This is a genomic window from Bacillus sp. TE8-1 (assembly GCF_008368855.1).
GTDB lineage: Bacteria > Bacillota > Bacilli > Bacillales > Bacillaceae_G > Bacillus_A > Bacillus_A cereus.
In genome coordinates this window covers 422,833-443,366 of the sequence record NZ_QPET01000014.1, presented here as the reverse complement: position 1 = coordinate 443,366, position 20,534 = coordinate 422,833, and the positions used below count along the sequence as shown (strand labels likewise).

Genomic DNA, 20,534 nt, shown 5'->3' with positions numbered 1-20,534 from the left:
TATTATAATTATAAACATTTTGCGTCAAATTCCTACTGAATGTCAATAATAGCGGTTTCGCCCTTCTTAACATTTCCATCTTTTTTCAATTCGACTTGTTGCCCTTGTTGTAAGTTTGTAAAGACAATTGGTGTAATGATAGATGGTGCATTTTCTTTTACAAATGCAAGATCTACTTTTAATAATGGTTGGCCTTGTTTCACCTTGTCGCCTTGTGCTACAAGCGCTTCAAAACCTTCACCATTTAATTTTACAGTATCAATACCGAAGTGGATTAAAATTTCTTTTCCGCCTTCAGATTGAATACCAATCGCATGTTTTGTAGGGAATACATTGACAATCTCACCGTTCACTGGAGAAACTACTGTTCCTTCAGTTGGCTCAATTGCAAATCCGTCTCCCATCATTTTTCCTGAGAATACTTGGTCAGGCACTTCTGTAATTGGTAAGATTTTCCCTTCGATTGGTGATACAATTGTTTCATTTTCATCAACTTTTTGAGGAGTTTCTTCCACTTTTACAGGTTCTTCTTTTTCAACATGAGGTGTACGACCTGACATAATATCATGAATTTGTGATTTTAATGTGTCAGATTTCGGTCCGAAAATAGCTTGAATGTTATTTCCAACTTCAAGTACACCAGCTGCTCCAAGTTCTTTTAAGCGGTCTTTGTTTACATTCTTTTGTTCGTTAACTTGAACACGTAAACGAGTAATACAAGCATCTAAAGAAGCAATGTTTTCTTTACCACCAAGTGCTACTAATACTTCACGAGGAAGTTCGCCTGCTTCTGCTTTTCCTGCGCCGTCATTTGCATTTGCCACTTCACGGCCAGGTGTTTTTAGATTCCATTTACGAATTGCAAAGCGGAATCCGAAGTAGTAAATAACTGCTAGTACAAGACCAACAATAATTACCCACCACCATGCTGTACGGCCTGGTAGTACACCGAATAATAGGAAGTCAATTAAACCACCAGAGAATGTCATACCAATTTTAACACCTAAAATTTGCATTGTCATAAATGATAGACCAGCAAATACAGCGTGAATTCCGAATAATACTGGTGCTACGAATAAGAATGAAAATTCAAGTGGCTCTGTAATACCTGTTAAGAAAGATGTTAATGCTGCAGAACCTAAAATACCTGCTGCTAATTTTTTATTTTCTGGACGTGCTTCATGGTACATTGCTAAAGCTGCTGCTGGAAGACCGAACATCATGAACGGATACTTACCAGTTGTAAATGTACCTGCTGTTAATTCTACACCGTCTTTTAACTGTGCCATAAAGATTTTTTGGTCACCACGGATTAATTCGCCAGCTGCATTTGTATACTGACCGAATTCGAACCAGAACGGTGAATAGAAAATGTGATGTAATCCAAATGGAATTAATGAACGTTCAATTAAACCGAATATAAATGCTGCGATTGTTCTATTTGCATCAATCATTTGATGTGAGAACGTGTTTAAGCCACCTTGAATGTATGGCCAAACGAAGCACATGATAATACCTACTATTAAAGAGAATGTTGCAGTTGCGATCGGTACGAAACGCTTACCTGCAAAGAAACCTAAGTATGATGGTAATTCAATGTTGAAGTATTTATTATAGCAATATGCCGCTACTATACCGACGATAATACCACCAAATACCCCTGTTTGTAGCGTTGGAATACCTAATACGTTTGCATACGCTGGATCTGCAAATCCAATTTTTACTGGGTCTGCTCCAGAACTTGTTACTTTCACTAGCTTATCTACTTCTAAGAACACACTCATCGTTTTGTTCATAATTAAGTAGCCGACGAATGCTGCTAAACCAGCTACTCCGTCTCCACCAGCTAAACCAATTGCTACCCCAACTGCGAATAATAATGCAAGGTTAGCGAAAATAATATCACCAGATTGTTCCATAATTTTTGCTACCATTACGAACCAATCTGCTTTTAAAGCAGGAATAACATTTGTTAACTGTGGATTTTGAAATGCATTACCAAATCCAAGTAAAATACCTGCCGCCGGTAAAATCGCTACTGGAAGCATTAACGCTTTTCCGACTTTTTGAAGAACACCAAAGATATTCTTAAACATGGAAACCCTTCCTCTCTTATCTATATTGATACCTTCCGACAAACGCCAAAAAGACATGAGGAAAAAAAGATAGAACGATAGCTATACAAAGGGTAGTATATCCCTTTCTCTAGCTTACATTCCTTACTTTTCTCCACTCATGCCTGATCGAATCAGTAACACGTGTCAAAAATAGGTTTACGTATAAGTTCACTATAATTAAGGCAAACGTTTTCGTTACTTACCTTAATGTGTTTGTCGAAATTTGTATAACTTTGCAATAGTTATTATACATAACTATTGTAAGCGATTCAATCATTTTTTTTAACGTTTTCATTTTAGACAAAAATATATGACTTTTTACACATGCTCTGCCTTTACTAAGCGTTGCAAGTGCATCGTTAAATAAATACTTTCAGCTTCATATACAGGTAGTTGCAGCTCTTTTTGCATGACCTTAACTAGCTTCCAAGCCAAGTTATAGCAAACTGGATACTCCGCCTTTAATAAATCAGCAAAACTTTGCGATTCCTCTACTTTTTCTCCTTTTTTCACCCTCTCAATAGCATATTGAAGATGACGAATAAGACGTAAATAATGAATGCTCTCTTGATCTAATGTAATTTGTAAGTTTGTCTCAATTAAAGATACAAGTTGTGCAATGAGACGGGAGTTTTGATTAACTGAAGATAAATCAGAATTTGTAAGCGAACTGTAAATGTGAAGTGCAATAAAACCAATTTCTCCTTCAGGCAATGTAATTTGCAAACGAGAATTTAAAAGTTCTACAACACCTTCCGCAATTTCATATTCCTCTGGATAGAGCATTTTTGTTTCAACTAAAAAAGGGTTATCAATTGTAAGTCCTTGTTTTAACCTTTTAATCGCAAATGAAATATGATCTGTTAACGCAATATGAATATGTTCATTTAGTGGCGATTTCGCTTTTCCTTGAATGTACAGCATAATATCGTTCATCAATTCAATTAATTTTTCACTAATATGCGGCACTAATAATTTGTATTGTTCACGATCACGTTCATTTTTTAAGACAAACATTTTTTCGATTTGTTCTTGCTCCAATACATCTTTCGCTTTTTTCCCAAATCCAATTCCTTTACCAATCACTACTACTTCCTCGTGTTCCGGATGGCTAGCAATGATGACATTATTATTTAAAACTTTTTTAATTTCTAGATAATTACTCATATAACACCACCCTCGTACTTAAATAGCCTACTTTTATGTTACAGAATATTCTTCTTTGTCGTCAATGTAAAACATCTGCCATTTAATAAAAATTCATTTTTTAGACATGTTTATATATGATGCGTATAATGTAAGAGCAACTGTACATAGAAAGGAGATAACAGCATGATTAAAATGTTTGTAAGTGATATCGATGGTACAATGATGCAACACGGAGGTCTTATTGATGAACAAGATGTTGCGGCACTGCGCAGCCTTGCCGAACAAAATGTTATTCTTTGCTTCGCTTCCGGAAGACTTGATAATGAAATTGCAGACTTAATGAAAGCTGTAAATACAAATTTTCATCGTATTAGTGTAAATGGTGTTTTTGTATATACACATGAAAATAAACAACTATTATCTGCAACTTTTGATTCCAGCATACTCCCCGATTTGTTAGCTATGACGAATGAAGATCCTTATTTCCGTTATGTAAGTGATGAGCATAATTATTACATTGAAGAGAAAACACCTTTTATTCAAGAACTTGAACAACAAGTAACTATGACTTCTGTTGAAGAACCAAACTTACTACAGAAGATTGATAATACAATTTTCCCAAATAAAATTTCTGTCGGCGGAACAAAGGAGAGCTTACAACTCCTTCAGAAAAAAATTGATGAAAAATTCCACGGGAAAGTTAGTACTTTCATCTCAGCAGAACAATGTTTAGATGTAATGCCACCGAATGTTAGTAAAGGCTCTGCCATTTCTGTTTTATTAAATGAGTTTCAAATAAAACCTGAGGAAATTGCTTGTATAGGGGATTCTTATAATGACATTCCTATGTTTTCTTTAACTCCTCACAGTTTTGCTATGTCACAAGCAGATGATGCAGTAAAAAATCACGCTCACTATGTAGTAAATCACGTCAAAGATGCTGTTAACCACGTAATTGCTCATAATAAAAATACGACTCATTCCTTATAAGGATGAGTCGTATTTTTATTTCTTTACATGTTAACCATTTTCAATTCCACTGTACTTCACAAACTGAAATATACTATTTGTTACGTGCGATATTCGTAATAAATTTATAACGATCTCCACGATAAATACATTTCACGTACTCTAGCGGTACCTCGCCTTCTGAATATGACCATTGACGCATTACAAGTACAGGCGCCTTTTTAGGAATATGCAGATGTTCAGCTTCATTTTCCGTCGCAACGGAAGCTTCAATTGACTGAGTAGCGCTAACAAGTTTAAAGCCCAGTTTTTTCTCTAAATGTTCATATAAAGATTGTTGCAATATCTCTTCGTTAATATCTTTTACAAGAGCTGGCGACAAATATGTCGTCTCAAAAGCAATCGGTTCATCATCAGCTAAGCGAATACGCCTCACTTCATAAACCGATTCCCCCTCCTGTATTCTCAACCGGTCTGCTATTTTAGCAGTAGCTGGAACTAGGCGGAAACTAAGTAATTGACTACTTGGGTTCATCCCACGAGAAATCATGTCTTCTGTGAATCCCGTCATTCCTTGCAATTTTTGTTCCACTTTCGGAAGTTGGACAAATGTTCCAATTCCACGCTTCCGATATAAATAGCCTTGTTCCACTAAATTATTAATCGCCTGTCTGATTGTCATTCGACTCACTTCGAACTTATCACAAAGTTCATTCTCAGATGGGATTTTATCTCCCGGCTTCCATTCGCCGTCCTCAATTAGCTGTTTCACCCACTCTTGAATCTGATAATAGATCGGAAATGGTGAATACTTGTCGATGTTCATCAGCAATCGCCTCACTGCATAAAGATAGAGCTTCTTGATCAGCGATTACGGTTACATTCGGATGACGTTGTAAAACTGTAGCCGGACACTCTTCACTATATTCACCTTGCAATAATTCTTTAACAGCTTCTGCCTTTTTAGAACCCATCGCAACAAGTAGAACTTGTTTCGCTTTCATAATGCTTCCAATTCCCATTGTAATCGCATGAGTTGGCACATCTTCTTCTTTTTCGAAGAAGCGAAGGTTTGCTTGTCGTGTAGATTCTGTTAATTCAACAATGTTTGTTGGAGAATTAAACGGTGTTCCTGGCTCATTAAATCCGATGTGACCGTTTTCACCGATTCCAAGAATCTGTAGGTCAACTGGGTTAGCAGCTAGAATGCTCTCGTAACGTTTGCACTCTTCCTCTAAATCACTTGCCATCCCGTTTGGTACATAAGTTTGTTTAAATGGAAGATGATCAAACAACTGTTCTTGCATGAAATAGTGATAGCTGTTTTTATCTTCATGTGGTAAATTTACGTACTCATCTAAGTTTACAGTGGTTACACGGCTTGTATCAAGTTTATTTTTTCGCATTTCTGCATAAATACCTAATGGAGAGCTTCCTGTAGCCATTCCTAATGTTGGATTTTCTTTTGTTTTTACAACTTCTTTAATTAATTTATAACCTGCTTCTGCTAGTTCTTCTGGAGTTTTTACAACAAGAATATTCATTTAATTACTTCCCTTCCTTCATATGAATTCCTAAACGAACCGTATCATATACATGTAAATCTTCATTCATCACAACAAAGTCTGCATCTTTTCCTACCGCTAATGCACCTTTATTATTTAATCCAAACTCTTCTGCTTGGTTAACTGATGTCATCAGTACTGCATCTTCGATTGAACAACCTGTAAATTCAATTACATTTCGGAAAGCTTGATCCATTTTTAAAATACTACCAGCTAACGTTCCATCTTCTAATCGAGCACTACCATCTTTTACATGTACTGGCTGTCCGCCAAGCTCATATAATCCATCTTCAAGACCTTTTGCACGCATTGCGTCAGTAATAACACTTACTTTTTTTGGTCCTTTTAACTTATATGCTAATTTCACCATATCAGGGTGAATATGAATACCATCTGTAATTACTTCAACCATTACATCTGGATTTAATAACACATGACCAACAACTCCTGGTTCACGGTGATGTAATCCACGCATTTGATTGTATAAATGTGTTGCATGTGTAATTTTTCTATTTTTTAGTTGCGCATCAATTGCATCTGTATGCCCCATTGTGCCAACTACACCAGTTTCAGCAAGATATTGTTCAAACTCTAATGCTCCCTCTTCTTCTGGTGCATATGTTACTAATTTAATTAAATTCCCACTTGCTTCTTGCCATTGTTTAAATTGCTCAATATTTGCAGGAACGATATGTTCAAGTGGTTGTGCACCTGCACGTTTCTTTGAAACATAAGGTCCTTCTAAGTGAATATATTCGAAATGCGCTCCTTTTTCTTTTGCTTCTTTTGCAGCAGTTAACGCTGCTTCAATTGCCTCTGGAGCTTGTGTCATTGTTGTTGGGAAGTAAGTTGTAACCCCTTCTTTTAACATTTCTTTACCTAGAGTTACTAACCCATCGCTATTTGCATCCATCGCATCAATATCGTATCCACCATGAATATGAACATCGATCATACCTGGAATTACAATCTTCCCTGTAGCATCAAAAACAGTTTCATTTTCTTGTGGTACATATTGAGCCATCAAACCAATTTCTTTAATGGTTTCTGCGTAACGAATAAATCCGTTTTCCACTATTTCTTGACCTGTGTAAATTTTGGCATTGATGACAATTTGCGTTTTCATTTTCATCGATCCTTTCCCATGAATTACCTACTTGTTATTATTACCTTATTCGCCTAGTTCCATCTTAATATACGCACGAGTAGTTGTCTATACATTCTAATGAAATTTCCTTTTTATTCAACAGAAAAGGAAATTTCTTACGTCTCTTATAATTATAATATATATTATTCATTTTTCCAAAAAGGGACAGTATCGCCCCCTAATCTAGAAATCACTTCAATAATGGCATTAACCCGCTAGACTCTAACATAATATGTTCACCATCTGTTTCCATTTCTACTGTACGTTTATTCGTTCTATATACCATTATACCGTGCCTTTTTAAGCGTTTCACTACACTTTGGTGAGGATGTCCATACGGATTACTACTCCCGTACGACAAAATAGCAAACTGCGGTTCCACTTTTTTTATAAACGTTTCACTTGTTGAAGTATATGAGCCGTGATGCCCCACTTTTAACACATCTGCATGGACATCAAATTGTTTTAATATTTCATGTTCTGTCCGTACATCCGCGTCACCCATTAATAAAAAATCCGCTTTTCCATATCGCACCTTTAAAACAATTGAGGATTCATTATTTTCATCTTTTGATTTCCCGTTGTTTAATACTTGTATAGAAACATGTGGATCCAGCGGTATATATTGTCCTTCCTTTACTGAAACGAAAGGTATCCCTCTTTTTTTAATATTATTCCGATACGTATGATAAGTAAGAGAACTATATGTTTTTCCGCTATCTAATATAAGCGATACCGGCATTTGCTCTACAATTGGAATTAACCCCCCTATATGATCCATATCGGGATGCGTACTGACAATTACATCTAAATGATTAATCCCTTTCTCAATTAATTTCTGAATAATAACCTCTCCTGCTTCATAAGGTCCTCCATCAATTAACATTGTTTGTCCATTTGGCATTATAATAAGTGTTGCGTCACCTTGCCCCACTTTTAAAAAGCTCACTTTCATTTTACTAAGATGTTGCCGATGCATATGTAAAGGAGACGTAGTATGAATGGACATCATATACCTTTTAGCTGATGCGCTATTTAAAGAAAAACATAATAAAACAGAAACTAATAATAAAATAATCCGCATACCTCTCATAACTCGTCTCCTTTTTTCATTTAGTATGGCACTGTAAATAATTGATATACAAAAAAAGCTTAGCAAAATGCTAAGCTTTTATTTCGATATCTCTTGTAAGGAACCGAAGAATAAATCTGCTTCATTCATTTGTTCATTCTCTTCAGAAAGCGGTGGTAAATCATCTAATGTTTTCAATCCAAATGTGTCTAAAAATTCTTTTGTTGTTCCGTATAAAATAGGACGTCCTGGTCCTTCTGCTCTTCCCATTTCTTTTATAAGTAAATGTGAAACCAACGTTTGTAACGCCTTATCAGTTTTAACTCCTCTAATCTCTTCCATTTCAGTCCTTGTGATTGGTTGGCGATATGCAACAATCGCTAACGTTTCGAGGGCAGCTTGTGAGAGTGAAGCAGCTGTTGGTGTATCTATTAATTTTTGATAATATGAAGCATGTTCTTTCTTTGTAGCAAAACGATATACTTTTGCATACTGTACAATTTGCAAACCACGGTTTGCACCTTCACATTCTTGTTGCATTTCTTCTAAAATATTAATTGCTTCATTCATTTCAATTTCAAGAACTTTCGCTATTTGTTCTGGATAAATCCCTTCATCACCAGAAACAAATAAAAGGCCTTCAATAATTGACTTTTGTTCTTTCCTATCCATTTCACGAGCTCCTTCCTTCTATTTTCTCATAAAAATACACATCAAAAAACCGAATCACAATTAATGCGTTCGGTTCAATATTTTTTCTCTTGTTCCAAACGATACATTAAAACATAGCATGAGATAAAATGTTGCTATCCCATTTTCACATACTTGCTCTATGCAGATTTATTAGAGCTTGATACGAAAATTTCATCAAAATTATGTTCTTGCTCAATTATGATTTGTTGATTTTTCATAAGTTCCAGAACTGCTAAAAATGTTACAACCATTATTTCACGTTCATCATCAACAAACAAATCATAAAAACTTTGGCGACCACCCTTTATTTTTAACTGTTTTAAAATATCAGTCATTCGCTGTTCAATTGGTATTTCTTGACGAGTAATACGTGTTGTTACAGGTTTTTTTGCCTTTTTACGGCGCATTAATTTTTGAAATGCTGCTAGCATATCATATAACGTAACATCAAGAGGTAAGCTTGTCTCCTCTTCTTGTTGCAACGATGTAAAGTCAATTGGTGGACGTGTATATAGCTGTGCTCTTTCTTGTTCTCTTTCTTTTAACTCAGTAGCAACTTGCTTATATTTCTTATATTCAATTAACCTCTCCATCAATTCTTGACGAGGATCATCTATAAAATCATCACCGTTATCAAGTACATCTTCTTCATGTTTCGGCAACAACATCTTACTTTTAATTTGTAATAACGTTGCAGCCATTACTAAATACTCACTTGCAACATCTAATTGAAGTTCTTTCATCGTATGAACATAAGATAAATATTGCTCTGTAATATCTGCTACAGGAATATTATATATATCAATTTCATAACGATGTATTAAATGTAACAATAGATCTAACGGCCCTTCAAAAGCCTCTACTTTAAAATTATATTGCACAAAGCATCCCACCACATTTTTTCTATAACAACATAAGTATAGAGCATACTCATGTTCTATCCAACCTTTTTAAGAAATTTAATTAAAAATAGACCGATGCCTATGCCATCATGCCCACCACTTCATATGATAACAGTGTAGTAAGAACAATGTAGGAGGTCAAAAAACTATGGGTCACGTTGATTGTGGTTTTAGCGGTGGGTTCGCATTACTTGTTGTACTGTTTATTTTACTAATTATTGTAGGAGCAGCTTGCTTCTGCTAATATGAACAATAACGGCTAGGGGGAAACCTCCTAGTCGTTTATTGTTCATATTTCTATGATACACTTATATGTATAACCGTTAGATAGGAGCGAGAAAACATGTATCCTACCGAATACATACAATTTTTAATTCATTTCCATGGAGATTATGACTATTTTGAATGCCACGAAATACTAGAAGAGTATTGGAAGACAAAACCAAGAGGTAATCGTGATCATTACTTAGTTGGTCTCATTCAAATTGCAGTTTCTTTATACCACCAAAGACGTGCTAATTGGAATGGTTCTACAAAAATGATGAAAAGCGCAATTACAATTTTAGAAAAAAGCGGTGTGCCTTTACAACGTTTAGGAATTAATCAAGTACAACTTCTTTCCTTGCTCAATGAAAGATTGCAATCTATCCATAAAAAAGAACGTTTTGTACCTTTATTTTTACCCTTATCAGATTCATCGTTAGAGAAGCAGTGCATAGAGTTATGTCAAAAACAAAACCTCTCTTGGAAAGACTTGAATGCTATCCCAGGTGAATATATTATAAACAAGCACACTTTGCGTGATCGCACAGAGGTCATTACTGAACGAAACGAACAATTACAAAAAAGAAAGCAGAGATAATAAACTACTTATCTCTGCTTTCACGAATGTATATTTTGTTCTAGCCCTTTACATTTTTCGCAAAAACTTGCTGTTTGCTCATTTCCGCAAATTGTAAACTCAAGAAATTTACTCTTTAACTCTTGAACCATCTTCGTCCCAATCCCCACATGACGGTGAGACGGGTTCACACTCAAATGCTGAATTTCTAATACTTGATTCTCTTTTTTTACAATCCCCATTATTCCAACAAAATCTTCATTTTCTTTCCACAAATACAATTGCCAATCATCTTTTGCTTCATATTCTTTCATTGTCAATTGTAATGTTTTCACATCTTTTTCAGTTGGCATAAACGAAAGAAGCCCCATTGCAATTTTTTCATAACTTTTTTTAAAACGAATTAACATAACCCTTATCCCTTCTTACAAAAGTTACAAACTAGTAATCCCCTCAATCACTCTTTTCATATCACATTCATTTTACAATATTTTCAACAGAGTGAGAAGAGTCTAAAACAACTTGATAATCATACAAAGCGAAAAGAAGAAAGTCAAATCTATGTTTCAGCACTATTCCTTTAATAAATAGAGTTAAAAAAAGAAAATTTTATATGGAATGGAAAGAAACATATCATTCAACCGCACTTCATTTATAGTTACTCTAAAGCAGCACAATTCTAGCAAAATTAATATAACAAAAAATATTTATTGAAACATATAATGTAATGTATTCTATGTAATTGGTTAAAGGTTTGTTCTCACAAGCAATATATTTTAGCAACAATACTACTTGTATGATGAGCTGTAGAAGTAGTACTCAATCTCATTAAAAATAAAAAAGAGAGCAAAAGCTCTCTTTTTCCTTACCTTATTCTTCCCAAACTTTAACTTCTTTCATTACATCGCCTTGACGCATTTTTAATACTGTTTCAATACCGCTTGTTGCTTTACCGAATACAGTATGAACACCATCTAAATGCGGCTGTGGCTCATGAACGATAAAGAATTGGCTACCGCCTGTGTTACGGCCAGCGTGAGCCATAGAAAGTGATCCTACAAGGTGTCTATGAGGGTTTCCATCAGTTTCACATGGAATAGAGTAACCTGGGCCACCTGCACCTGTACCTGTTGGGTCTCCACCTTGGCTTACGAAGCCAGGAATAACACGGTGGAATGTAACACCGTCATAAAATCCTTGCTCTGCTAATTTTTTAAAGTTTTCTACTGTTTTCGGTGCTTCTTCTGGGAAAAATTCCAAGTCGATTTTTTCACCGTTTTCCATTAATATGTATCCTAAAGTTTTCATACGTATATGTCTCCTTTCAACTATCTCAGCACTATATTACCACATTCATGACTAGAAACAAAAAGAATCCGACAATCTAGATACTTCTTTTTTGAAATGTGGAAAAAGCTAGGTGACAAATAAGAAATATATACTATAATAACTTTGTTGCCCGAAAATTTTAGAAAGAGAAAGGGAGCGATTTTTCGTGAAAACGAAATTACTAGCTCTGCTATTAGCTGTAACGGTATTTATGATGCCAACAGCTTCGTTTGCAGACATCATCGAGGGAGAATCAATTGTTACATTAGGAGAGAACTTATCTGAACAACAAAAACAAGATCTGTTAAAAGAAATGAAAGCACCAAAAGATGCTACAATTATCACTGTATCTAATGCGGAAGAACATAAATTTCTAGAAGGCATTGTTCCAAAAGCACAAATTGGTACGAGAGCAATTTCTTCTTCTATGATTACATACACAAAACCAGGATCTGGTCTTATCGTACGATCAAAGAACATTAACTGGGTAACAGATGCAATGTACACTAACGCTTTGATTACAGCAGGTGTAAAAGATGCAGAAATTCAAATTACTGCACCTTTTAAAGTTTCAGGAACTGCAGCTTTAACTGGATTAATGAAAGCATACGAAACTGCGTCCAATAAACAAATTCCTGAAGAAGTTAAAAAAGTAGCGAATGAAGAAATGGTACAAACAGCCCAGCTTGGTGATAAAATTGGTGAAGAAAAAGCAGTTCAACTTGTTGCAAAAATTAAAGAAGAAATTGCAAAAGAACAGCCAAAAACAACAGAAGATTTACGTTCATTAATTAAAAAAATTGCTGACCAACTCGGCATTACATTAACAGATGAACAGTTAGATAACTTAGTATCGTTATTTGATAAAATGAAGAATCTTAATATCGATTGGAATCAAGTTGGTAGTCAATTAAACAAAGCAAAAGAACATGTTTCTGCCTTTTTAGGATCTGAAGAAGGGCAAAGTTTTCTAGATAAAGTGAAAGATTTCTTCTCAAGTATCATTGATTTTGTTAAATCTTTATTCAAGTAAAAAAGAAGCCCGCCAATGACGGGCTTCTTTTTTATACAAGTAACGGTAATTTCATAACAGCCTCTTCAACCGAACGCACTATATGATTTGCTTTCTCCTTTACATATGGATGGGCATGATGAAGAGTAAATGAATGTGGGGTTACTTCAAACATAGAAATATCATTGAAAGAATCTCCAATACAAGCAACTTCATTTGCTTCAATTTGCAAATGGTCCATTAGTCGCTTTAGAGCACTCCCCTTACTCACGCCTCTTGGCATAATATCAACATAGCGTTTACCTGATATAAAAACTTCCGCTTCGCCTTGAAACGTATCTCGTAGCTCTTGATCTAACGTCACAATTTTCTCTTCTTCTCCAAAAACAAACAATTTTGCAGGGTGTACAGTCTTACCAAACTCTTCTTCTAACGCTTCAATTTCAGCGATATGCACGCCCATATATGCTTCAAAATTATGGTGATGTTCATTCTTCCTTTTTGTATATCGCTGCTCATTTGCACAAACAATATCCGCTAGTCCTTTTTTATGTATATATCGATATATTTCCTGGGCAACCACATTTTCAAAACTCGATTCATGAAATAAATTTCCATCCGGAAGTAACATTGTCGCTCCATTTAAGCCAGTTGTGTAATATGGGAATGCAAACCTTTTTACAACTTCATCAATTCTGTGTGTAAAGCGGCCAGAGGCAAAACAAATATTTGTCCCTTTCTCAGCTAACCAACACAGCGCACGTTCATCTTCTTTTTGCATATGATTCACATCGTAAACGAGCGTGTCATCTAAATCACTTACAAATAATTTAATCATGTCCTCTTCCCCTTTCATACACAATATCTACTCTAAGTGTACACAAAAAATGTTTGATTTTTGTTAAAAAATAATAAATTTTTGCTAAAAAAAATAAACGGGTGTATAATCCCGTTTATTTTTGTCTTTTTACATTTTGAGGTCTTACAATACTTGGTCGTACTTTTAAACTAGACATCGTTGGACGGAGTAAAATTTTTGTTAACGCGCCCCAATCAAATGGTAAAAACGGCCATAAATAAGGTGTTTGTAAACTTTTTATAGACGTTAAAAATAAAATTAATATCGTCATACCAATTACAAATCCCATCTCATGGAAGAGACCTGTTAAAATAATAACAAACAATTTCCCAACCTTATTCCCTAATCCTAATTCATAACTCGGTGTTGCATATGCACCAACCATCGAAACTGCTACATACAAAATTACTTCTGGCACAAACAAACCTACATCAATTGCAATTTGACCAATTAATATAGCGGAAATCAACCCTGCTGCAGACGATAACGGCGTTGGAGTATGAATGGCTGCCATCCTTAAAAACTCAAGTCCGACCTCTGCCATTAACACCTGTAATAAAATTGGTAAATGCGTCATCTTAGTCGGTCCAATAAAAGCAAGATTTGCTGGCAAAAGAGTTGGATCAAATACAAACACTAACCAAAATGGTAATAAAAATAACGAGAATATAACACCTAAAAAGCGCACCCAGCGTAAAAATGTACCGACAGCTGGATTTTGTCTAAACTCTTCCGCGTGCTGTAAATGATGAAAATATGTTGTCGGTGTAATCATAGCACTTGGCGATGTGTCAACAAGTACTAACACATGTCCTTCTAGTAGATGATTTGCTGCTACATCTGGCCTTTCTGTATATCGAATAAGTGGGAATGGGTTATAGCTTTGCTTTACAACAAATTCTTCTACTGTTTTATCCGCCATCGTAATTCCATCTACATCGATGTTATTTAATTCTTGTTTTATAATCTTTACTAAATCTGGATTTGCAACATCTTGAACGTATGTAATACAAATATCCGTTTGCGATCTATCTCCTACTCGAACCATTTCATTTCGAAGACGTGGATCTCGAATTCTCCTACGAATTAACGCTGTATTTACAACGATATTTTCAACAAATCCATCCCTCGCACCTCGTACTACCTTTTCGGTATCTGGTTCTGTCGGTGTTCGCCCTGGATAACTACGAACATCGATCGCGAACGCTTCCGTTTCACCTTCCACAAATATCACGATGAGTCCTGATAATACTTGGAGCATTACCTCATCCATCGTTTTCACTTTACTTACTTGTTGATGGATTAAGCGATTCTCTAAAAGCTTCACTGTATCTTCTTCTACATCCCTTATCTCATTTGTATCCACCGCTTCTTCTAAAATAGGGATAATATAATTTGTATCACAAAGTCCGTTTACAAATAACACACCAATTTCTTTATTCAAAATTTGAAATTTACGAATGCCGACATCGTATGTAACGCCTAGTCCAACTGTCTGCTTTAAATAATTTTCATTGTCACTTATGAAAGTTGATATAGGGATATCCACTTTTTTAGGCTTCGTCATAAAAACCACTCCTTTCCAAAATTAATTGAATTGCTTTCTTCGTAATAGGTGATCCCCTCTCCCATTCATCATTTCCACACATCTTACCAATGTCACCGACTCCAACAATGACAGGAACATTTAAATCGTCTAAACAATATATTGTATCTCCGCTAATCCTGCCAATTTCACCATCTGGAAGTCCAAATTTATCAACACCGTATTCGGTTAAATTCCCGTTCCGATCTACACTTACATCTACACGTGCCCATTCCCAATGATGCGTATTAGACGCTACCGCTAAAATACCGAGCACATCAATTTGTTTATGGGTAGCCACATATTTTAAAGCCTTTTCACCAGATCCTTCTCCAATAAATCCACTGTCATCAAACATGACAAATACAGGGTCATATGGCGTTTGCATAATAAGCTCAACAACTTTTTTCCCTGTCAATTTGGTTGGATTACTTTGTGATGCTGAAATACACCTTCCCCCAAATTCCTTCGTTAAAAGCTCAATTGTCCGCTTTGCATATTCATCTCCATCTGTGACCAAAACAACCCTTCGTCTCATTTGATTTATCCTTTCGGTTTACATATAAGTGCTATAAAAAACGAAAACAATATCGCTGCGGAAATGCCCGCAGACGTTAAACTAAACATGCCAATACCAATTCCTAAATATCCATGTTTTTCTGCTGCATGCATTGCTCCGTGCAATAGTGAATGTCCAAAACTTGTAATAGGGACTGTTGCTCCAGCACCTGCAAACTTTATTAGTTTATCGTACAATCCAAATCCATCTAAAATTGCTCCGATGACTACAAAAGTTGCCATTAAATGAGCTGGTGTTAACTTTACGAAATCTAACAATAGTTGCCCAATTAAACAAATAACTCCACCTACAAGAAATGCATATATAAAATCCACAATTCACTCTCCTTTAACTCTCTCAAATACGACACCATGTGCAATTGTTGGAATCGTTTCCTTCTGTTGCATCATCATCGGGCTTAATAATGCACCAGTCGCAACGACAAAAATTCGTTGTAAATTCCCTTTTTGCATCTCGTGTAATAAATGACCATATGTGACAACTGCTGAACAAGCGCAACCACTACCACCTGCAAACACTTCTTCTTGACTTGATTCATAAATCATCAATCCACAATCATTGTATATATGCCCAAGATCATAACCTTCCTCAAGTAAAAGTTGTTTCGCAATCGGCGTCCCAACAGCTGATAAATCACCCGTAACAATCAAATCATAATCATCGGCACTTCTTCTTAAATCTTCAAAATGTTGTTGAATTGTATGAGCTGCTGCTGGAGCCATCGCTGCCCCCATATCCAAAGGATTTGTGATTCCTAAATCTTGCACTTTTCCAATTGTAGCCGACGTAATTTTAATTGCACTTTTTTCATTGCTAATTAATATAGATCCTGCACCAGTCACAGTTGAATTTGCTGTCCCTGGCTTTTGTCCACCGTACTCTGTTGGATAGCGAAATTGTCTTTCAGCCGTTGCATTATGACTACTTACTGTAGCTAAGACACGATTTGCAAATCCACCGTCTATAAAAGCTGAGCCAACTGCTAAAGTCTCCATAGACGTCGCACAAGCGCTAAACATTCCTAAAAAAGGAATGCCCCACTTACGCGCAACATAATTTGCTGTCACTGTTTGATTTAATAAATCTCCCGCTAAAAAGAAATCAATTTGCGATGTTTTTATATTCCCTTTTTGCACTGCTTGTTGAATTGAGTCTGACATTAATCTTCGTTCGGCGAGCTCCCAATTTTCTTCTCCACAATGCAAGTCATCATATGAAATATCAAATTTTTTCCCAAGAGGGCCCTCAGCTTCTTTCGGACCGACAGCAGTACCCGTTGCATTCACATATATATCATTTTGAAATACCCACGTTTGTTTTCCGGTCAACCTCATACTAGCCCTCCTTTAAGACATAAAAATTTTAAAGGTATACCTTATTAACCCAATGATATATGCACCAACAACCCCAAATACAATCACACTTCCTGCCAGTTTAAACATATTTGTAGCAATCCCTAGAACAACTCCTTCGCTCTTATGTTCTAAGGCAGCGCTCGCCATAGAATTTGCAAATCCTGTTACCGGTACCGCTGATCCTGCTCCAGCAAATTGACCGATTTTATCATATACACCACACCCTGTTAAAATCGCGGATAATAAAACAAGGGTTGCAACAGTTGGGTTTCCTGCCTCTTGTTCACTGAAGTGAAAATAATGTATATAAAATTTCATCAATACTTCTCCAACTGTGCAAATGAGTCCACCTACAAGAAATGCTTTGATACAATTTAGTAAATAGTTTGGCTTTGGATGATACTCCTTCACTTTATTTACGTAATCATCCTTCAATTTCTGACTTGTCATTTATATACTGCCTCCTACTTTACGAAATAAATCCAGTGAAACAACGATCCTATTACTTTCCCAAGTACAAGAGCAACGAGTAAAACAATAATCTTCCCCTCTACCCCTACTCGTTTCGCTAAAATAGGTAGAACATTTAACACCTCTGTTAATGCCGCAGCAAGCATTCCAATGAACGTGCCACAAAATATCCCTAATATAACGAGCCAATATTGCGACGTTTGAAATGTAATGTTTTTCAAACTGCACCAAGCCCCTGTTAAAGTACCTGCAATGACTGCCCACTCAAAATATTGAATATGCTTTCCACTTCTCGTTAATTGAGCTAAACGGGGGATTATACCAAGTACAGCTAAAAATGCGACATATCCGCTACCTACCGCAATCCCTCCAGCTAAACCAATTAAAATAACAAATCCAGACTCAATCATCGGCAAGTTGTTTCATATTATCCTTGTTTTCATTAACGATTACATACTGATCAAGTGACTGTTGGTATTGAAACATCTCAACTTCTAACGGACTCGGCTCTTCATTAATTCGCTTTTGAAATACATGATTAAAGAATAAAACCATCCCTAAGCCAAGACCTAAAGAATAAGGAATTTGAAATAAAAGTGGTTGTGCATTAAATTCTCCAGTAATCATGTAATATAACCGTTGATGTACTTGTTGCATACTTACATCTTCATGGAAATAAATGATCGCAAGGGCCGCTCCAATGAACAGTAACAGCCATACAAGCCCGAAAAAAATTGGGTGTGTCTTCTTTTTTTCGTATATAATTTCAACAAGAGTTTGTCCAGAACCGAGTAAATTAATTTGTACGTGAGATGCTTTCTGTTGAATAATCTCAATTACTTTCATAACATCAATTACAACATGCGTCTTATCATGCGCTGTTATTTTGTAAACTATCTCATTTTGTAACAACTCAACTACGGAAGAATCTCCGGCAAGTTGAGCAACATCGCCCAGCTTTACTTCATAAGTAGGAGAAACTTTTAAACGATTGCGCATTTTAATATAAATCGTTTGTTCCAACTTTCATTCACCCCTTCACTCTTCCTCGTAGTTGTAGTATGGTTATTGAATTTTTTTCTAATACAATTTTTTCATAAAAAAACATCTGCACCATTTCGGTACAGATGTTTTTTACTTATGCCTTTTTCTTAAATAAGTTTGCAATACTTAATGCAAGCCCTCCCCAAATGACTACTATTCCAATAACCATCATCATAATCGCTGATCCACTCATTATGAAACACCTCGATCTTTCCATTCTTTTTCAAGCTTGGCAGAATCCGAATGAATTTGTGCATCCCATTTTTTCAGGCCAATGATTATTGCAACTATGAGGAATGCTGCCGCTATCGACCAACCATACGTTACAACAAACTCAGTCGGATAATCTCCGTAGTTCTTTTTAATATTTTGGATTGTACCATCAATTAGCATATACCCTAACATAAGCGGAGTAATAACGAGTAAACTCACTCTCCAAAACGTTCCTAATTTAATATCAGATACAAAGTTTGCATGATTTTGATAAACTGGTAAACGGCGTAAAATGAGTCCTATCGTAACTACTTCCGCAAGTGCAATTGTAATTAATCCGAAATTATTAGCGAAATAGTCGACAACATCTAAGAACATAAGTCCACCACGTGTTGCAAAAACAAGAGAAACTAACACGAGAAGGGTTCCCATAATTCCAATAGTTTTTTCCCGACTTAAACTGAATTTTTCAGATACAGCGGCAAAGCATACTTCCGCGAGTGAAATAAGTGATGTAATTCCAGCAACCGTTAACGATAAGAAAAATAAAACACCAAACAACGGTGACATCGGCAATTCATTAATAATTTGGGGAAATACTACGAACGCAAGCCCAACGCCAGCACTTGCTACTTTATCAACCGGTACTCCCATATTATTTGCCATGAATCCAAGAGCTGCAAAGACCCCAATACCTGCTAATAATTCAAATCCTGAGTTTGCAAATCCAGTAATAAAGGCATTATTTGTTGTATCCGAGTTTTTCGGTAAATAACTAGAATACGTAATCATAATTCCAAATGCTAAAGATAAACTAAAGAATATTTGACCATAAGCAGCAAGCCATACTTTCCCATCAAAAATACGACTCCAATCTGGTTTAAAGAATGCATCTAGTCCTTGCATAGCGCCTTCCATCGTCACTGCACGAACGACGATAATAAGAAACATAACAACTAATAAAGGAATAAATATACGGTTAACAACCTCGATTCCTTTTTTAACTCCTTTAAATGCAACGCCAAGCACAATAATCCAAACGAGAGCTAACGGAATTAATACTTCCGGTACAAGTCCTCCAAATTGTCCTGGCTTATCTGCAACATGTAAGTACTCTTTAAATAAAAATGATTGCGTGTCTTTTCCCCATGCTCCAGTAATTGCAAAGTATGTATACGATATAGACCAAGCAATAATCACTGCATAATATGTTGAAACGATAAATGTTACGCACATTTGCCACCATCCAATAAATTCGGCACGCGGGCTAATACGGAAAAATGTAAGTGGTGCTGAACCACGATGACGATGACCAAGGGCAAACTCAAACGCTAACAATGAAATACCAGTCGTTAATAATGCAAATAAGTACGGTAAAAAAAATGCTCCTCCTCCATTTTCATACGCTGTATAAGGAAAACGCCATATGTTTCCTAATCCAACGGCAGATCCGACCGCTGCGAAAATAAATCCAGCTCTCGTTCCCCATTGTTGCCTCGTTTCCATGTTTCCTTCCCCCTTTATGACAAGTTCATACTTGGATTATATTTTAAATTGACCAAATTATCAATAAATTCTGTAAATTTTTTCGAAAATTTACATCTCTCTCCTATTAACAGCATAAAAAAATC

The 20,534-nt window shown here is 35.8% G+C and carries 24 protein-coding genes; 4 read left to right on the top strand and 20 right to left on the bottom strand.

Features of this window, described 5'->3' with window-relative positions:
- Positions 1 to 32: 32 nt before the first annotated feature.
- Both ptsG and glcT read right to left on the bottom strand, forming a co-directional pair.
- Positions 33 to 2,096 (bottom strand): PTS glucose transporter subunit IIABC, encoded by a 2,064-nt coding sequence (gene ptsG, locus DN404_RS14195; RefSeq protein ID WP_000475799.1) that lies wholly within the window; start codon positions 2,094 to 2,096, stop codon positions 33 to 35.
- 339 nt (positions 2,097 to 2,435) lie between these two features.
- Positions 2,436 to 3,284 (bottom strand): glucose PTS transporter transcription antiterminator GlcT, encoded by an 849-nt coding sequence (glcT, locus tag DN404_RS14190; RefSeq protein ID WP_000073858.1) that lies wholly within the window; start codon positions 3,282 to 3,284, stop codon positions 2,436 to 2,438.
- 165 nt (positions 3,285 to 3,449) lie between these two features.
- Between glcT and DN404_RS14185 the strand changes: the two genes are divergently transcribed.
- A complete protein-coding gene (locus tag DN404_RS14185; protein WP_149215141.1) occupies positions 3,450 to 4,256 on the top strand; it encodes an HAD family hydrolase in 807 nt (268 codons plus the stop codon).
- Between the two features lie 73 nt (positions 4,257 to 4,329).
- Here the strand turns inward: DN404_RS14185 and phnF are convergent, their stop codons facing one another.
- From phnF to scpA, 6 genes are all read right to left on the bottom strand, one after another.
- Entirely contained in the window at positions 4,330 to 5,061 is a 732-nt protein-coding gene (phnF, locus tag DN404_RS14180) for a phosphonate metabolism transcriptional regulator PhnF (protein WP_021727649.1), read from the bottom strand.
- The gene (gene nagB, locus DN404_RS14175; protein WP_149215140.1) at positions 4,991 to 5,779 is read right to left on the bottom strand and encodes a glucosamine-6-phosphate deaminase; all 789 of its coding nucleotides are present in this window, start codon (positions 5,777 to 5,779) and stop codon (positions 4,991 to 4,993) included. The genes phnF and nagB overlap by 71 nt, the downstream gene beginning before the upstream one ends.
- Positions 5,780 to 5,783: 4 nt before the next feature.
- The gene (gene nagA, locus DN404_RS14170; RefSeq protein ID WP_001987227.1) at positions 5,784 to 6,926 is read right to left on the bottom strand and encodes an N-acetylglucosamine-6-phosphate deacetylase; all 1,143 of its coding nucleotides are present in this window, start codon (positions 6,924 to 6,926) and stop codon (positions 5,784 to 5,786) included.
- Positions 6,927 to 7,137: 211 nt separating this feature from the next.
- A complete protein-coding gene (locus DN404_RS14165) occupies positions 7,138 to 8,040 on the bottom strand; it encodes a ComEC/Rec2 family competence protein (RefSeq protein ID WP_001214829.1) in 903 nt (300 codons plus the stop codon).
- A 78-nt stretch (positions 8,041 to 8,118) separates the two neighbouring features.
- On the bottom strand, positions 8,119 to 8,691 hold the full coding sequence (gene scpB / locus DN404_RS14160) for a segregation/condensation protein ScpB (protein WP_000375168.1): 573 nt from the start codon (positions 8,689 to 8,691) through the stop codon (positions 8,119 to 8,121).
- Between the two features lie 158 nt (positions 8,692 to 8,849).
- Positions 8,850 to 9,593, bottom strand: a complete 744-nt coding sequence (scpA, locus tag DN404_RS14150) for a segregation/condensation protein A (RefSeq protein ID WP_001199753.1) — start codon at positions 9,591 to 9,593, stop codon at positions 8,850 to 8,852.
- A gap of 169 nt (positions 9,594 to 9,762) precedes the next feature.
- On the opposite strand from scpA, the gene DN404_RS14145 reads away from it, so the two are divergent.
- Together DN404_RS14145 and DN404_RS14140 are read left to right on the top strand one after the other, a co-directional pair.
- Entirely contained in the window at positions 9,763 to 9,858 is a 96-nt protein-coding gene (locus tag DN404_RS14145; protein WP_000510194.1) for a YjcZ family sporulation protein, read from the top strand.
- A gap of 99 nt (positions 9,859 to 9,957) precedes the next feature.
- Positions 9,958 to 10,476, top strand: a complete 519-nt coding sequence (locus tag DN404_RS14140; protein ID WP_000283597.1) for a DUF309 domain-containing protein — start codon at positions 9,958 to 9,960, stop codon at positions 10,474 to 10,476.
- Between the two features lie 20 nt (positions 10,477 to 10,496).
- Here DN404_RS14140 and ribT read toward each other — a convergent pair whose 3' ends face one another.
- Together ribT and DN404_RS14130 are read right to left on the bottom strand one after the other, a co-directional pair.
- Entirely contained in the window at positions 10,497 to 10,865 is a 369-nt protein-coding gene (ribT, locus tag DN404_RS14135; RefSeq protein ID WP_000908401.1) for a GNAT family N-acetyltransferase RibT, read from the bottom strand.
- 460 nt (positions 10,866 to 11,325) lie between these two features.
- Positions 11,326 to 11,763: a peptidylprolyl isomerase gene (locus DN404_RS14130; RefSeq protein WP_000853782.1), complete on the bottom strand. Its 438-nt coding sequence runs from the start codon at positions 11,761 to 11,763 to the stop codon at positions 11,326 to 11,328.
- 187 nt (positions 11,764 to 11,950) lie between these two features.
- Here DN404_RS14130 and DN404_RS14125 point away from each other — a divergent pair, with 187 nt between their 5' ends.
- The gene (locus DN404_RS14125) at positions 11,951 to 12,817 is read left to right on the top strand and encodes a DUF1002 domain-containing protein (protein WP_000850515.1); all 867 of its coding nucleotides are present in this window, start codon (positions 11,951 to 11,953) and stop codon (positions 12,815 to 12,817) included.
- Positions 12,818 to 12,848: 31 nt separating this feature from the next.
- Here the strand turns inward: DN404_RS14125 and DN404_RS14120 are convergent, their stop codons facing one another.
- From DN404_RS14120 to DN404_RS14075, 10 genes are all read right to left on the bottom strand, one after another.
- Entirely contained in the window at positions 12,849 to 13,652 is an 804-nt protein-coding gene (locus tag DN404_RS14120) for a Cof-type HAD-IIB family hydrolase (RefSeq protein ID WP_001987215.1), read from the bottom strand.
- A gap of 97 nt (positions 13,653 to 13,749) precedes the next feature.
- The gene (spoVAF, locus tag DN404_RS14115; protein WP_000165596.1) at positions 13,750 to 15,222 is read right to left on the bottom strand and encodes a spore germination protein SpoVAF; all 1,473 of its coding nucleotides are present in this window, start codon (positions 15,220 to 15,222) and stop codon (positions 13,750 to 13,752) included.
- Entirely contained in the window at positions 15,209 to 15,778 is a 570-nt protein-coding gene (gene spoVAEA / locus DN404_RS14110) for a stage V sporulation protein SpoVABEA (RefSeq protein WP_001254415.1), read from the bottom strand. The genes spoVAF and spoVAEA overlap by 14 nt, the downstream gene beginning before the upstream one ends.
- A gap of 5 nt (positions 15,779 to 15,783) precedes the next feature.
- Positions 15,784 to 16,134, bottom strand: a complete 351-nt coding sequence (gene spoVAE, locus DN404_RS14105) for a stage V sporulation protein AE (RefSeq protein WP_000345916.1) — start codon at positions 16,132 to 16,134, stop codon at positions 15,784 to 15,786.
- A gap of 3 nt (positions 16,135 to 16,137) precedes the next feature.
- Positions 16,138 to 17,154, bottom strand: coding sequence for a stage V sporulation protein AD (spoVAD, locus tag DN404_RS14100; RefSeq protein ID WP_001241163.1), 1,017 nt, complete (start codon positions 17,152 to 17,154; stop codon positions 16,138 to 16,140).
- A 12-nt stretch (positions 17,155 to 17,166) separates the two neighbouring features.
- Entirely contained in the window at positions 17,167 to 17,625 is a 459-nt protein-coding gene (gene spoVAC, locus DN404_RS14095) for a stage V sporulation protein AC (RefSeq protein WP_017673595.1), read from the bottom strand.
- Between the two features lie 14 nt (positions 17,626 to 17,639).
- Positions 17,640 to 18,056: a stage V sporulation protein SpoVAB gene (spoVAB, locus tag DN404_RS14090; RefSeq protein ID WP_000572936.1), complete on the bottom strand. Its 417-nt coding sequence runs from the start codon at positions 18,054 to 18,056 to the stop codon at positions 17,640 to 17,642.
- Positions 18,049 to 18,669 (bottom strand): stage V sporulation protein AA, encoded by a 621-nt coding sequence (locus DN404_RS14085; protein WP_000438369.1) that lies wholly within the window; start codon positions 18,667 to 18,669, stop codon positions 18,049 to 18,051. The genes spoVAB and DN404_RS14085 overlap by 8 nt, the downstream gene beginning before the upstream one ends.
- 115 nt (positions 18,670 to 18,784) lie before the next feature.
- On the bottom strand, positions 18,785 to 18,883 hold the full coding sequence (locus DN404_RS14080; RefSeq protein ID WP_000016826.1) for a methionine/alanine import family NSS transporter small subunit: 99 nt from the start codon (positions 18,881 to 18,883) through the stop codon (positions 18,785 to 18,787).
- Positions 18,883 to 20,409, bottom strand: a complete 1,527-nt coding sequence (locus tag DN404_RS14075; protein WP_000450088.1) for a sodium-dependent transporter — start codon at positions 20,407 to 20,409, stop codon at positions 18,883 to 18,885. Before DN404_RS14075 ends, DN404_RS14080 begins: the two co-directional genes overlap by 1 nt.
- Positions 20,410 to 20,534: the final 125 nt, after the last annotated feature.

Bases quoted from the DNA above. Each gene is read 5' to 3' on its own strand.
- DN404_RS14075 (WP_000450088.1), bottom strand. From the start codon at position 20,409: ATGGAAACGAGGCAACAATGGGGAACGAGAGCTGGATTTATTTTCGCA.
- spoVAC (WP_017673595.1), bottom strand. From the start codon at position 17,625: ATGACAAGTCAGAAATTGAAGGATGATTACGTAAATAAAGTGAAGGAG.
- DN404_RS14120 (WP_001987215.1), bottom strand. From the start codon at position 13,652: ATGAAAGGGGAAGAGGACATGATTAAATTATTTGTAAGTGATTTAGAT.
- spoVAEA (WP_001254415.1), bottom strand. From the start codon at position 15,778: ATGAGACGAAGGGTTGTTTTGGTCACAGATGGAGATGAATATGCAAAG.
- phnF (WP_021727649.1), bottom strand. From the start codon at position 5,061: ATGAACATCGACAAGTATTCACCATTTCCGATCTATTATCAGATTCAA.
- spoVAF (WP_000165596.1), bottom strand. From the start codon at position 15,222: ATGACGAAGCCTAAAAAAGTGGATATCCCTATATCAACTTTCATAAGT.
- glcT (WP_000073858.1), bottom strand. From the start codon at position 3,284: ATGAGTAATTATCTAGAAATTAAAAAAGTTTTAAATAATAATGTCATC.
- DN404_RS14140 (WP_000283597.1), top strand. From the start codon at position 9,958: ATGTATCCTACCGAATACATACAATTTTTAATTCATTTCCATGGAGAT.
- spoVAD (WP_001241163.1), bottom strand. From the start codon at position 17,154: ATGAGGTTGACCGGAAAACAAACGTGGGTATTTCAAAATGATATATAT.
- ribT (WP_000908401.1), bottom strand. From the start codon at position 10,865: ATGTTAATTCGTTTTAAAAAAAGTTATGAAAAAATTGCAATGGGGCTT.
- DN404_RS14130 (WP_000853782.1), bottom strand. From the start codon at position 11,763: ATGAAAACTTTAGGATACATATTAATGGAAAACGGTGAAAAAATCGAC.
- nagB (WP_149215140.1), bottom strand. From the start codon at position 5,779: ATGAATATTCTTGTTGTAAAAACTCCAGAAGAACTAGCAGAAGCAGGT.
- DN404_RS14185 (WP_149215141.1), top strand. From the start codon at position 3,450: ATGATTAAAATGTTTGTAAGTGATATCGATGGTACAATGATGCAACAC.
- ptsG (WP_000475799.1), bottom strand. From the start codon at position 2,096: ATGTTTAAGAATATCTTTGGTGTTCTTCAAAAAGTCGGAAAAGCGTTA.
- DN404_RS14165 (WP_001214829.1), bottom strand. From the start codon at position 8,040: ATGAGAGGTATGCGGATTATTTTATTATTAGTTTCTGTTTTATTATGT.
- spoVAB (WP_000572936.1), bottom strand. From the start codon at position 18,056: ATGATTGAGTCTGGATTTGTTATTTTAATTGGTTTAGCTGGAGGGATT.
- nagA (WP_001987227.1), bottom strand. From the start codon at position 6,926: ATGAAAACGCAAATTGTCATCAATGCCAAAATTTACACAGGTCAAGAA.
- scpB (WP_000375168.1), bottom strand. From the start codon at position 8,691: ATGGATAGGAAAGAACAAAAGTCAATTATTGAAGGCCTTTTATTTGTT.
- DN404_RS14145 (WP_000510194.1), top strand. From the start codon at position 9,763: ATGGGTCACGTTGATTGTGGTTTTAGCGGTGGGTTCGCATTACTTGTT.
- DN404_RS14080 (WP_000016826.1), bottom strand. From the start codon at position 18,883: ATGAGTGGATCAGCGATTATGATGATGGTTATTGGAATAGTAGTCATT.